A 13,400-nucleotide genomic window follows, 5' to 3' on the forward strand; every position below is an offset into this window, starting at 1 on the left:
ATGACGGCATCCCCTCTCCTGGAGATCCACGGCCTCACGCGCCATTACCGTGTACGCACCGGCCTGTTCGGCCCGCGGCACGAGGTCGTCGCCGTCGAGGGCGTCGACTTCTCGATCGAACGCGGCGAGATCGTCGGCATCATCGGCGCCTCGGGTTCGGGCAAGTCGACGATCGGACGCTTGCTGACCGGGCTCGACGAGCCCGACGGCGGCGAGATCCTGTTCGACGGCGCCAGGATCGACGGGCTGTCCGACCGGGCGCGCCGGCCCCTGCGCCGCCGGCTCCAGCTCGTGCTTCAGGATGCCTCCTCGGCCCTCAACCCGCGCCGGCGCGTGGGGCCCCAGATCGCAACGCCCATGTTGCGTCTGGGCGTTGCCGGCAGCCGCGAGGAGGCGCGCGAGCGTACGGCCCAGCTCCTAGGCCTTGTCGGCCTCAGTCCCGATGCGGCGGAACGCTATCCGCATGAATTCTCCGGCGGGCAGCGCCAGCGCATCAACATCGCCCGCTCGCTCGGCGTCGAAGCCGAGTGCCTGATCCTGGACGAGCCGACCTCTGCCCTCGACGTCTCCGTGCAGGCCCAGATCCTGGCGCTGCTGCTCGAACTCAGGCAGCAGCTCGGCCTGACCTATCTGTTCATCAGCCACAATCTGGCGGTCGTTCAATCCTTCTGCGACCGCATCCTGGTGCTCGACGAAGGACGCGTGGTCGAGAACGTGGCGGCTCGCCTTATCGGACGGCGAGCCATGGCTCCGGCGACATTGCGCCTGCTCGAAGCAGATCTGTCCATGTCTCCCGTCCCTGGAGTGACGTCATAGCGCTGCTTCGGCAATTGATCCCTGTCAGTTATTTGATTGATGCTCCTCTTGGAGGGGGCCGTACTGGCTTCTCGGTAGCTTCGCCGCCCCGACAATCCTGGGCTTGGAGCTCGGCCTGTTCATCAGCAGGCAGGCCGGTGTCTTTCTTGCAACCCCTCTTCGTCGCATCATTCAGCAAGTCGACATCTGCTCCTGTCGAATCAGACCTTCGATGCAAAAGCATGCGGGAAAGTGAACACTCTAGCGGAGGCCCAGCTATTTTCGCCAAGCGCTTTCGCTCTTCTGCTCGTAATCGCTGAATGCCTTCATAAGGCCAGTAAGGACCTCGGCAGACGCCTCGAACATCGCCTTCAGCTGCGGCTCGTCCACCTTATCGATATCCTCGCGCAGATGGTCGGTAATCTCCCGCAAGCGAGCCTTCATCTGCCGGATGTGATGTCTGGGATCACGGTCGGTTTGGCTGACCATAGCTTGCTCCTCCTACACAGGCATCTCCCCAACCCAGCCGGACATGCGCCTGATAGTCTAACCACATCGCCTCGGCGCCCGTTCCCGATGATGCAAATCGGCTGAGCAGATTGTGACGTCCTGTCCACCTTCCGCAGACACGCTGCATACAGCGAGGATCGATCGAACAGGGCAGGCCGGCGGTGATAACGCCCATGGTTATGACACCGTCAGGGAGTCCGAAGAGAATGGCGAAATCCGTCGCGCCGAGATTGACGCGGCGCCGGCCGAGTCGGCTTTCAAAGCAGGGCGAGCAGGTGTGCATCGCCAACCCATGTCATTGCCGACGGCACGCGGGAGGACGACGGCAGAACAGCTGGCGCGGCCGTTTCCCCTTATGTCATCGCGGCAGGTGCATGGGAGTTCAAACCAACAATGTAAAAACCGCCCTGGTGATCGGATCAGGGCGGTGATTGATTTATGCTGGAACTGGTTGCGGGAGCCGGATTTGCTCTTAAATTGCGCTTGCGATGTGAAATGAAAGTCGAACGACCGCCTACTCCCTCATCGAATGACCTTCTTCCAATCGAAGCCTATATCTGACCCAAAGGAGTCGTCCATTATTAAGAGTTATAATGAAGGAAATTAAGTTAGATCATTTCTATTTATGGCGTGTTACGCCTATCCTCCCTCGCCAGCGAAAGGTCAAACACTGGTGACGGCGGTTCTCTTCCGCGGCAGCGGATCGGCTCTACCGCGATGCCAGATGCCCGTTACGAGCGTTGGAGGAGAACCGCCACCATGGATATCATCAAAGCCGAGACGGCTTCCCCCCTGTCCACGCCCAACACCGAACCCGTCGTCTTTTATTCCGATGGACTGAAGATCGACGCCGCTTTCACGCCGGGCAGCGGCAATCAGGCGAAGAAGCCCACCATTGTCTGCATCCACGGCTACACCGGGCGCAAGAGCACCTATATGCCGGGCTATATCCGCGAACTCGCAGCCGCCGGCTACAACACGCTGGAATTCTTCCATCGCGGTTTCGGCGGAAGCGAAGGCTATCGCCTGCTCAACAAACCGACCGACCAAGTAGACGACATTCTGAGCGCGCTCATCTACGTGCGCCAGCGACCCGACGTCGATATCGACCGCATCGCCATTTATGGCACCAGCTTCGGCGGCAGCACCGCCATGGTCGCGGCCGCGTTGGACGAGGATGTGCGCGCAGTCGTGTCGGTCGGATCGCCAGCCGATGTCGGGCGCTCATTCAGGTCGAAGCGCACCTGGGGCGAGCTTCTTGATTGGGAGGACGAGCTCAAGGAGGATCGCGTGCGGCGCGTCATGACCGGCGTATCCCGCCGTGTCACCTATAACGAGCTGGTGCCTTCCGGCCGCGGCGAGGTCGACGCACTGAAGACCATGTACAAGACCGACGAGGGGTATCCGGACGGCTATCCGATGGCCAGCTACGACTATTGCGTCCGCTTTGTGCCGGAGGACTACGTCGCCCGGATCGGACCGCGCGCCAAGCTGTTCATCCATGCCCGACGCGACACCATGGTTCCCTTCACTGAAGCGCAGAGCTTCTACGACCATGCTCATGAACCGAAAGAACTGATCCTGCTCGACGATGCCAATCATGTCGACGTTTACGAGCCGCGCAACCCAGAAGTGTTCCGCACGGTGATCGGCCACATGCTGGCATTCTTCGACAAGCATCTGCGCCAGCCACCGCAGGCGCGGTCTGAAATCGCCTGACCGCAGACGCCCAATCTCATGACCGGACACAAATCCAAGATGACAAGGCGCGCCTCGTCGTCCCAGGGAGGAATCTATGATCTATGCAACCGCGCCGGCCGCATCGACCAACACCCCTCTCACCTGGGAGGAAAAGAAGGTCATCATGGCCTCCTCCCTCGGAACCGCATTCGAGTGGTATGACTTCTTTCTATACGGCGCCCTCACAGCTTACATCGCCGACCACTTCTTCTCGCCGCTGAGCGAGACTGCACGCTTCTTGGCGGTATTGCTGGCTTTTGCCGCGGGCTTCCTGGTGCGGCCCTTCGGCGCTCTGGTGTTCGGCCGTGCCGGCGATCTCGTCGGCCGCAAATATACCTTCCTGGTCACGATCGTCCTCATGGGAGTCGCGACATTCCTCGTCGGCTTGCTGCCGACATATGACTGGTTCGAGGAACATCTCGGCGTTGGCTTCCTGGCGCCGACCATCCTGATCGGCCCGCGTATCCTGCAGGGCTTGGCGTTGGGCGGCGAATATGGCGGCGCGGCTGTTTACGTCGCCGAGCATGCGCCGCAAGGCAAACGCGGTTACTTCACCAGTTTCATCATCACCACTGGCGGAGCGGGGCTGTTCCTGGCCTTGATGGTCGCGCTGGCGGTCCGTCTGCTCGTGGGCGATGAGGCCTTTGCCGAGTGGGGCTGGCGTCTGCCGTTCCTGCTGTCCATCGTGCTGCTTGGCATCTCAACTTGGATCCGCGTTCAGTTGGAAGAGAGCCCGCTGTTCCTAGCGATGAAAGCCGAGGGTGCCATTTCAAAGGCACCGCTCAAGGAGGCATTTCTCGAGTGGAAGAATCTGAAGATCGTGCTGACTGCCCTCTTCGGGGTCGTCGCCGGCCAGGCCGTGGTCGGCTACACGGCTCAATTCTACATACTTCTATTCATGACCAAGGCGCTGCACATCGACCTGATGACGGCCTCCGTTCTGCTCGCGTGTTCGCTGCTGGTCGGCATGCCGTTCTTCGTCCTGTTCGGCTGGCTGTCCGACAAGTTCGGCCGCAAGCCGCTGATGCTGACCGGCCTGCTGATCGCCATGCTAGCCTTCCAGCCGCTGTTCAAAGCGATCACACACTACGGCAACCCGGCGCTTGAAGCCGCGCTGGTCAATACCAGGGTGACCGTACTTGCCGATCCGGCCGATTGCTCGGTGCAGTTCGACCCGATCGGAACAGCGAAATTCGTCTCTCCCTGCGACGTGGTGAAGAACGTTCTCGCCAGCAATTCGGTCGCCTACGCGAATGAAGCGGCTCCGGGCGGCGCGCGAGCAGCAGTCAAGGTCGGCGACACGTCGGTTGAATATCCGCAGACGGCCGGGCTGGACAAGTCCGCTGCTGCCGCCGCCAAAGCCGACTTTGTGTCGAATCTCTTCAAGGCATTGAAGGACAACGGCTACCCGGTCGCTAGTAGACAGGTGCCGGTCCGCAACACCGATGGCTCCCTGGCGAAGAACAGCGACGGTTCGACCAAGACCGAGACCGGCTACGCCATGGCGACCGCCGATCCGAACAACATCAACAAGCCAATGCTGGTACTGATGCTGGTGCTCCTGGTGCTGCCGGTCACACCGGCGCAGGGACCGACAACGGCTATCCTGGTCGAATTGTTCCCGACCCGCTTCCGCTACTCCGCCCTGTCGTTGCCATACCATGTCGGCAACGCGGCGTTCGGCGGCATGTTGCCCTTCATCATGTTCGCCATGGTGGCGGCGACGGGCGACATCTATTTCGGCCTCTGGTTTCCAATCGCTGTTATGGCGATGGCGTTCGTCGTCGGCTTGTTCCTGATCCCGGAAACCAAGGATCGTGAGTTCGACCACATCTCGACGTGACGCGGCTCCGGGCAGCGGGTGCTTACCGCCGCACGGCTTTTCGCCGGTCATGAGCCTATGCCAATGCCGGCGAGCCAAAGGCTTGCCGGCATTTTGATGGGAATGCCACCGGTCTCGACCATGCGGGTTAAGACGGCATCGCTACAGCGCTTCGAGTGGGTTTGTTTGGTACCGCTGCGCTTCCCGCTGTTGACGGCCTGCCGGCGATCTGCCCCCGCCAATCAGGAAGCGGCGGGCGCCCGGGCTCACTCCACTTCAAAAATCACACGCCAAGCCCATATCGGCTTTCAGGCAGGTCTCGCCCTCGTGGCAGGCGCCCATGGAAAATGGCGCCGGCCAGCGGCTCAACAGTTCGGGCTTTCTCGCTCAGACCGAAATAGGCGCTGGTAACATAAAGACTCTCGTAATTGGGCCCTCCGAAGGCCGGACAGGTTGGACGGCTCACGGGCAGCGGAACCACGAGGTCGATTCGCCCGTCGGGAGCGTAGCGCACCACCCTCGAAGCGCCCCACTGCGCACTCCAGAGATAGCCGTTTGCATCGATGATCGCGCCGTCAGGGCCTCCTGCGGGCACATCATCCGTCGCAGCGAAGAGGCGGATATTGGCAACCTCCCCGCTGCCGCCGTCATAGTCGCAGGCCATGATGCGGCGGGTCGGCGAGTCACCGAAATACATCGTGCCGCCATCCAGGCTAAAGCAGATGCTGTTGGTGACGATCGCTTGGGGTAGGTCCAGCCGCTGAAGACGGCCTCCTGGCGTGAAGCGGTAATAGTGGCAGATTGGCTCCTTCCGGCTCTCCTCGATCGTACCGAACACGAAATTGCCATGGCGGTCGCAGCCACCGTCATTGATCATCGTGTTTTCATGTTCCGGTTCGACTTCATCGAGCAGAATGAGTTCGTCCTTGACGGTATCGAAACGCGCGAGCCTATGCTGCAGGCCTACGAGCAAAATACCGGGCGTCGTCGTGAACGCGAAATTTCCGAGAGGCTGCGGGAGAAGCCAGTCGCGATACTCGCCCGTGGCGGGATCGAACCGCCATAAGCGCCTGTCATGAACGTCGGTCCACCACAGGTGCTGAAACTTGTCGTCCCAGCGTAGATTCTCGCCGAGGCGGTAACGTGCTTCGCTTATCGGTCGAAATCCGGCTTCCATCACCACCTCCGCCTGCTCAGCTTGCCGAAAGTAATGGCTCACGCCTCACATCGTAGGGAGGCTCCAGCATCAGTTCCCTTCCAAGGGCCTGTCCTTGGCCTCGCAGGAGGCGGCCAAGCGCCACCTGGGCTGGTTCCCAGGCCGCCAGCGCCCTGTCCATGTCGTCGGGGCAGGCTTTCAGGGCTTCGCGCAGGGCCCGCGCATTGGTAGCGGCCTTCGACGTGCTTGCCGCCGTGTGGGGCCGGGGAATCGAGGCCGCGTCTCCCACCAGGATGACGCGACCATCGACCATGTGGTCCACCGCCAGATCCCGTATCGCCTGCGCGAAGGGCTCCCTCGTCGCTCGCACCAATTCGCGGAAAGGCGGCGGCAGGATTTCGGCATCTCGGTAGACGTGCTCCCGCCATTTGGGAGCGAGCAGGCCTTCCGGAACCGAGTAGGAGCGGGAAATGCCCTCGCTGTCGGTCATGACATCGGCAAGCATGCCGGCGTCGGCGGGGCGGTACCACACCCAGTTGAAGATGCGGTGGCCGGGACGCACGTCGTTGTTGTCGCCCGGAACCAGATAACCGAGGATATGCGAACGGGGCCGATTGGCGAAGACGATCTCGCCATGCAACATCCGGCGGGCCAGTGGAGGCATCGCGTCCTCCACCACCAGGCCTCGCCAGGCGAGATAACCGGCATAGGTAGGCTCTGCGGCGGGCCAGCGCAGCCGGCGAACTGTCGAATTGCCGCCATCTGCCCCTACCAGAAGGTCGGCGGTCGCCGCGCTGCCGTCAGCGAAGAACGCACGGACGCCCCCCTTCTCCGCATCCTCGATAGCGGTCAGGACACGGCCCTGGTGGTAATGCTCATTGCCGATGACACGGCGCAGGCTGGTGTAGACGAGAGACCAGGATGTATGGGGTCTCGATCCCAGATGCCGTGCCTCGATGGCGCCGTCCACGGCCATGGCAACGCGAGCGCGTGGAAATATACCCAGATCTTCGATGTTGAGATCGGGGTCGGCTTGGCGCAACGTATCCACAACCTCCGACCGGAGCGCGAGACCACCACCCCGGCTATCGAGATCGCGGGGCGAGCGTTCGTAAATCTCGACATCCCAGCCAGCGGCCCGCAACTGATAAGCTGCAAAAAGACCACCGAGCGACCCGCCGATCACGATGGCGCGGCTTGTTTGTCCGGGCGTTGTTTTCACGGGCCTGTCTCCTCACGGGAGTAGAGGGTACTGAAGCCGTATCGGGATGGCCCGGCACCATCCCGACACGGCCGCAAAACATAAGGAGCCGATCTTTCAGGCCGCCTTGGAAGCGCCCGCGTTTTCCGGCGCATCGCTCTGCCCGCCCCAGCGCTGCAATTCGCCGTCGATCAGGAGCGAAAAGTGCGTCGTCGAGCTGGCATGACGCACGGCGACTGCGTCCTGATACCCCTCGGAGTAGTAGAACTTCTTGGCCTGATCGACTGACTCGAACTTCATCAGAACGATGCGCTTCGAAGGCAACTTGCCGTCGAAGAGGTAAGGATGATCATCGAAAAGCGCATCGACCTTGAAGCCATCGTTGCGAATGGTGTTTTCAACCATGTCGACATAGCGATCGAACAATTCACGGTCTTCGACGTCGATGGAAGCGATGATAAAACCAGACATGCGGCTTCTCCTTATTATTGGAAATCAATCAAGATATCTACCTACCAAAGACAAACTTCGCCGATCTTCGGAAAGAAGGCAAAATACAACTTTCCGAATTACCAAAATGTCGCTGCGGAGTTTTGTAGAAAAATCCTGACGTCTGGAATATAGACGCGTGTTCTCATGCCTTATAGACGAGCATGGACGATAGACTGCATTCCCTGGGAGAATGCCATTCCCGTCCAGGGTTGGGCCGGCACCTCCTGGCCTTCCGCGACCTTCACGGACCCATGGAATCGGCAAGCAATGTCGGCGCTGCGTCTGCAGCACACCTGATCGCCCGGCGAAATGCCGCGTGGGCCTGCCTAGCTGTGGATCGGCAAGAACCGCTCCACCCGTTCAGCAAGCCTCATTTGGGTCCTGGCCCTAATCCTTGGCCGGCTGCATGGCCGGCGAGGCCGCCAGGATTTCTTCGACGAAACCGACGAAGGCACGGGCTTTCGCGCTTGCCATGCGCCCTGTGGGAAAGAGCGCCCACAGATCCGCGCTCGGCAACGACCAGTCCTGGAGGACGGCCTGAACCGTACCTTCAGCAAGATCGCGCTGGAAAATCCAATTCGAGCCTACGGCAAGGCCCACATTGGCCAGCACGGCTGCCCGGACACCCTCATTGGCATCGACGTGGACACGGCCGGAGAGCTCGACCGTAACCTCTTCCTCGCCGCGCCGGAAGGTGCGCGAGGCGCCGCTTCGGCGCGGCGAGTAGACGATGGCCTGATGCGAGGCCAGGTCGGCGGGATGGCGCGGAATGCCAAACCGAGCGAAATAGGAGGGTGTGCCCACCACCGCCCGAGGCCGCTCGCCGAGCTTGCGCGCGACCAGGCTCGAATCGTTCAGTGTGCCGATGCGCAGAGCGACATCGACTCCGGCCTTGAGAAGATCGGTGGACCGGTCATCCATCATGATATCGACCTCGAGCGCGGGATGGCGGTCAAGGAAGCGCGGCAGGGCCGGCAGCAGCGTCAAGGAGGCAAAGGTCATCGGTACGCTCACGCGAATCCGCCCCGTCACTCCGCTCGAAGCATCGCGAGCGGCCTGTTCGCTAGCCTCCACCTGTTCGAGGGCGATCCTTGCCTGGTCGTAGAACCGCTGGCCCGGCTCGGTCAGCATAAGGCCCTGATTGGATCGCAGCAGCAGGCGCACGCCCAGATGCTGCTCGAGCTGCGCCACCGTCTTGGAGACCATCGGCTGTCGCAGATTCAGCCTCTGCGCCCCGCCCGAGAAGGAACCCGCCTGGACCACATTGACGAAGACCTCCATCGCCACAAGCCGATCCATTCGTACTTTCCCCTACAATGCGGTGAGACGCTGCGATCCTTACGGAACCATAAAGTCTTCCGATCGATGGACAATAGCGCCCTCCGCGAGGCAGTGACTCGACGATTGGCGATAGTCGATGCAACAGGCTGCTGTCGCGAAGTTCTTTGTTTCCTCGACGGCCATAGGGCTTTCCGATCCTCCTCCATATCGTTGATTTCAATGATCAACCGCGACTCCGACATAGCCAAGCGTCTCGGCTTCGAGTTCGACGGCATAGGCCCGCAAGGCGTCGACGAACGCCTGCGCCGCCGGGCTGGCCGGCTCCCGGGCGCGTTCGACACCGAACAGATCGAGCACTAATGGCGGCCCAACAATCGGATTTACCAGCACGTCACTATCGTCATGGAACTCGCGCAGTGTGGCGATAGCGGCATGGATGGAAACCCAGTCTGAGTGGGTGACAAAGTCGTAGACCCCGATCGAACTGTCGATCTCAAGCCGCTCAACGATCTGAGCGCCGACCGAGTCGAGATAGGCGCTGATCGGCCGGGCGCGGCCTTGAGCGCCACTCGGCATGACCATCTTGAGCGGCCCGAGCGCCGCGAGTTCGACCGGCTCGCGATGCTTCAAGTTGAGGCCCGAGTTCCGGCCCGAAATCAAAAACTGCGGCGTCCGCGCGAACCCCACCGAGTGCAAGCCGGGCTCGCCGGGAAAAGACGGCACAATCCCGATATCCAGATCGCCGTCACGCACCCTGCCGACAATGATATCGCCATAGGCATCGACGATACGAACGCGGACATTGGGGTGCGCGGCCAGAAATTGCCGCAGCACCGGGGCCAGCACGCATCGCGTGAGCGTGGGCGTCAGGCCGATGGCGACCTCGCCGCTCAGCCCTTGGCCAAGCCGATGAAGAGCATCGCGCGAACGCCGGTGGGCGCGCAGGACCTCGATGCATTCGCGGTAGTAAAGTTCGCCCGCCAACGTCGGCACTACCCTGGTCGGGCCGCGCTCGAACAGCACCACGCCGCCTGCAGCCTGCATGCCGCCATCTTCTATCCGGGCGTGCACATCGGGCATCGGACCCATAACCGCAAATCCTGGCCACTTTCATCGCTAGCCAACATTAGATCGCGGTTCAACGGGACCAAGAAGAATGCGGCTGTGGCTAGTCGGCCCACGCTCCGATCGAGGCTCCGTGCCTCGGGAGTCGGGTCTTTCCACTTGTCGCCGAGAAGCGAAGCGGCAGTGCCGGCGAGATCGCTGATCAGATAGAATAATCCTCGCCCCGACCAGCGCAATTCAACCGGTATCGCTTCGCCTTGGCCATGGTACTCGATCCCCTTCAGGCTTGCCAGACGTGTTTCTGGCGGGTTGAGCGAAATGGTATTCGTAGCGCAAATACGATCGCCCTTCTTTGAAAAGAATGTTCCATTTTCGTCCAGCGATGGCACAACTGCAAGTCTGATCCACGTGCCCGATAGTGCTTGTATGAAAGTGTTCGTAGGTCCATTGAGGTCGTAAGCGTTTGTAAGGCCGATAAAAAGAGATTGCGCCTGCTCCAGTCGACTCGTAATAGTCGAATCGTTTGCGCTAGCCGGTACGGACTGTGACATTGCTGGCGGTAGGCCAGCAAAAGCTATCAGGAGCGCAAGAATCGCTCTTATCAAAAATCTCATGTGTCTCTCAATCGCTGTTCATCCAGTATTCCTGGAATCGGACGGGATCACGGTAAATTTTGACACCCGCAGGTCAGATATTCTCAGGTCATAGGGTAGCGCGGCATCGCTCTGTTTTAAGATTTTCGGCACCCCATCGTTCGATAAGCCGTGAGTGAGAATCTAGGGCCATTCCATTTCCATTGCCGCTCGCTGGCACAAGTGGCTCCGTTGCTGGATATGTCTTTGAGAATCTGCTTCTCCGCATCCCACCCTGGATTGGCGCAAGCCTGAAAAGCGGCTGACATGCCCCCTACACGGCATAGACTATGGTTTGGTGGTGGATCACCTCAGCGGTGGAAGTGCGCAATTGTCGCAACTTCCGCATCATCGCTGTAGTTCAAAAACAGAAAGTTCTTTTATATGATTAATGCAAATATCAATCCTTCTCTTCATATTCGTTTCAATTTTAGTTAAAGAATCAAGTTTCTTTTCATCATAACTAACGACCTTTCCATCGTCAATACATACGCTAAATAGATATATCTCGCCATTGCTTTTAAACACAAAAAGTGCATTACCACTTCCATTTATTATCGATTCCCATACAATGGCAACCCATTCGAATTCTCGGTTTCTTAAATTCAACAAAATATCTATATAATCATTACTAGATAAAATATAATTTCTTAGATTCTTAAGAAAAAAATACGTATTTTTTTCAAATATTCGCATCATGTCTAGACATCCACTCAAAACCCACCTAACGGCATTGGCTTAGCACCCCCTAATTGCCCTGGGAAGGTACTAATACTAACGGCGGCGATTTCTGACTCTGAGGGATTCCCCAAATCAGGTTGATCTGATTCGATGGCATGGGGAGGTATTCCATCATGTCCTCAGCGGTGACGATACGATCGGATTTCGCGCCATCCGAGCTTCGACGGCTGGCCGCCAGCACCAAGCACGCCAATCAGAGCCGTCGGCTTTTGTCGCTGGCAGCGGTGTTGGAGGGGCGCAGCCGAGAGGAAGCAGCGCGGATCGGTGGTATGGACCGCCAGACCCTGCGCGACTGGGTCCATCGTTTCAACGAGCACGGCCCGGATGGGTTGAAGGACAATTGGTACAAGGGGCCTTCAGCTCGCCTGACGAGCGAGCAATTGTCGACCTTGGCCCAGATCGTGGAGAAGGGGCCGGATCGAGCCAAGGATGGGGTGGTCCGCTGGCGCCGGGTCGATCTCAAGCGGGTGATCGAGGAGCAATTTGGTGTCGTCTACCAGGAGCGCAGTATCAGCGACATTCTGCGTCAGCTTGGCTTTTCCCACATCAGTGCCCGTCCCCGCCATCCTGGTCAGAAGGCCGAGACGATTGCGGCTTTCAAAAAAACTTCGAAGCCACGCTGAAGGCTCATCTGGGCCACTTGCCCAAGGCAAAGCCGATCGAGATCTGGTTCCAGGACGAGGCCCGTATCGGCCAGAAAAACGATATCGTCCGCCAATGGGCCCGGCGTGGTACCAGGCCTCGCCAGCCGGCGGATCAGCGCTATCAGAGCGCTTATCTGTTCGGCGCCATCTGCCCGGCGCGCGGTGTTGGTGCAGGTTTGGCCATGCCATATGCCGACACAAACGCCATGCAACAACATCTCGATGAAATCAGCCGCCAGATTGCCACGGGCGCCCATGGCGCCCTCATCCTTGACCGCGCAGGATGGCACACGACCGACAAGCTCAACCTTCCAAAGAATATCACCTTGATCTTGTTGCCTTCCCGCTCGCCCGAGCTCAACCCTGTCGAAAACATCTGCCAGTATTTGAGGGAAAACTGGCTCTCCAATTGCATCTTCGAGGGTTATGACGACATCATCGATGCAGCTTGCGAGGCCTGGAACAAGCTCATCGCCCTACCGGCCGTCATAACCTCAATCGGCATGCGGAAATGGGCCCACATCGGTCAATCATAACCGCCGTTGGTATAAGGCCCGCGTTTCCCCGGCCTCACCTCGCGGCCCGTCAATACCCTGATGCGGCCGATGAAGGCGTCATCGCCAAGCGGGCGTCCGACACTCTCCGCCCGGCGGATGCGGTTGAACATCGCCTCGTCCACATTGTCGAGCAAATCAGAGAAATCGGCGACGCGCTGGCGAACCAGCGCGAAGCTGGTGTTACCGTCTTCCTGCCCCAGAAGATGGGCTCGCGTGCTGGCCCAGCGCCAATCCTGAGCTCGTTCCAAAGGCTGACCCGCACAGGATTGAGACAGACATAGCGCACCGCATGCAGGAGATGCGCCTCATCCATGGCAACCGCGCCATAGCGCCCCTGCACAAAATGCCCCGTCCGCTTCTCACGCGCATGGACGGCATAGCGCCGATGGGTTGGCGCCAAGGCCCGCCGCAGGCCATCCGGATCAGGCGGGCACGAGAATGAGATGCATGTGATGGGGCATCAGGCACCAGGCCCACACCTCGACGCCGGCAGCCTAGCAATGGACCGTAAGGCAGTCGCGGTAGAAGACATAATCCTCGACACCAAAGAAAGTGCGCCGCCGCCCATTGCCCCGCTGGGTAACATGTTAAGGCAAACCGGGAACCACGATGCGTGCAAGCCGAGCCATCGTGACACAAGGCGGCTAGACTTAGGTACGATCAATAGAGTGCACTGTCTCCGTAATTCCGCTGGTATAGCCCGAGACATGCGAGGCGATGTGCATGACATGCTTGGCGGCGACCGAGCCGGCCGAACCGCCCTC

At 59.9% G+C, this 13,400-nt stretch carries 12 protein-coding genes; 4 read left to right on the forward strand and 8 right to left on the reverse strand.

The window, feature by feature from the left end; genetic code table 11:
- Positions 1-816 carry a dipeptide/oligopeptide/nickel ABC transporter ATP-binding protein gene (locus tag J8I29_RS25135; protein ID WP_209433738.1) on the forward strand — a complete coding sequence of 272 codons (816 nt, stop codon included), beginning with the start codon at positions 1-3 and terminating at the stop codon, positions 814-816.
- A 255-nt stretch (positions 817-1,071) separates the two neighbouring features.
- Here J8I29_RS25135 and J8I29_RS25140 read toward each other — a convergent pair whose 3' ends face one another.
- Positions 1,072-1,284 (reverse strand): hypothetical protein, encoded by a 213-nt coding sequence (locus tag J8I29_RS25140; protein ID WP_209433739.1) that lies wholly within the window; start codon positions 1,282-1,284, stop codon positions 1,072-1,074.
- Between the two features lie 780 nt (positions 1,285-2,064).
- Here J8I29_RS25140 and J8I29_RS25145 point away from each other — a divergent pair.
- Both J8I29_RS25145 and J8I29_RS25150 read left to right on the forward strand, forming a co-directional pair.
- Positions 2,065-3,024 (forward strand): alpha/beta fold hydrolase, encoded by a 960-nt coding sequence (locus tag J8I29_RS25145; protein WP_209433740.1) that lies wholly within the window; start codon positions 2,065-2,067, stop codon positions 3,022-3,024.
- A 76-nt stretch (positions 3,025-3,100) separates the two neighbouring features.
- Positions 3,101-4,888, forward strand: a complete 1,788-nt coding sequence (locus J8I29_RS25150; protein ID WP_209433741.1) for an MFS transporter — start codon at positions 3,101-3,103, stop codon at positions 4,886-4,888.
- Positions 4,889-5,150: 262 nt separating this feature from the next.
- Here J8I29_RS25150 and J8I29_RS25155 read toward each other — a convergent pair whose 3' ends face one another.
- The 6 genes from J8I29_RS25155 to J8I29_RS25180 form a co-directional block, all read right to left on the reverse strand.
- The gene (locus tag J8I29_RS25155; protein ID WP_209433742.1) at positions 5,151-6,086 is read right to left on the reverse strand and encodes an SMP-30/gluconolactonase/LRE family protein; all 936 of its coding nucleotides are present in this window, start codon (positions 6,084-6,086) and stop codon (positions 5,151-5,153) included.
- Positions 6,061-7,245, reverse strand: a complete 1,185-nt coding sequence (locus tag J8I29_RS25160; protein WP_209433743.1) for an FAD-dependent monooxygenase — start codon at positions 7,243-7,245, stop codon at positions 6,061-6,063. Before J8I29_RS25160 ends, J8I29_RS25155 begins: the two co-directional genes overlap by 26 nt.
- A gap of 96 nt (positions 7,246-7,341) precedes the next feature.
- Positions 7,342-7,695 (reverse strand): DUF1330 domain-containing protein, encoded by a 354-nt coding sequence (locus J8I29_RS25165; RefSeq protein ID WP_209433744.1) that lies wholly within the window; start codon positions 7,693-7,695, stop codon positions 7,342-7,344.
- 408 nt (positions 7,696-8,103) lie between these two features.
- A complete protein-coding gene (locus J8I29_RS25170; RefSeq protein WP_209433745.1) occupies positions 8,104-9,015 on the reverse strand; it encodes a LysR family transcriptional regulator in 912 nt (303 codons plus the stop codon).
- Between the two features lie 198 nt (positions 9,016-9,213).
- Positions 9,214-10,086: a LysR family transcriptional regulator gene (locus J8I29_RS25175; RefSeq protein WP_209433746.1), complete on the reverse strand. Its 873-nt coding sequence runs from the start codon at positions 10,084-10,086 to the stop codon at positions 9,214-9,216.
- Positions 10,087-11,042: 956 nt separating this feature from the next.
- Entirely contained in the window at positions 11,043-11,393 is a 351-nt protein-coding gene (locus tag J8I29_RS25180; RefSeq protein ID WP_209433747.1) for a hypothetical protein, read from the reverse strand.
- Positions 11,394-11,548: 155 nt separating this feature from the next.
- Here J8I29_RS25180 and J8I29_RS25185 point away from each other — a divergent pair.
- A protein-coding gene (locus J8I29_RS25185; protein ID WP_209433748.1) for an IS630 family transposase occupies positions 11,549-12,615 on the forward strand; the annotation gives its coding sequence in 2 pieces (ribosomal slippage) (positions 11,549-12,035 and positions 12,035-12,615; 1,068 coding nt in all).
- Here the strand turns inward: J8I29_RS25185 and J8I29_RS30125 are convergent.
- Positions 12,606-12,884: a hypothetical protein gene (locus J8I29_RS30125; RefSeq protein ID WP_245197347.1), complete on the reverse strand. Its 279-nt coding sequence runs from the start codon at positions 12,882-12,884 to the stop codon at positions 12,606-12,608. The two genes, J8I29_RS25185 and J8I29_RS30125, sit on opposite strands and share 10 nt — an antisense overlap.
- Positions 12,885-13,400: the final 516 nt, after the last annotated feature.

This window comes from Labrys sp. LIt4, from assembly GCF_017813775.1.
GTDB classification, from domain to species: Bacteria; Pseudomonadota; Alphaproteobacteria; order Rhizobiales; family Labraceae; genus Labrys; species Labrys okinawensis_A.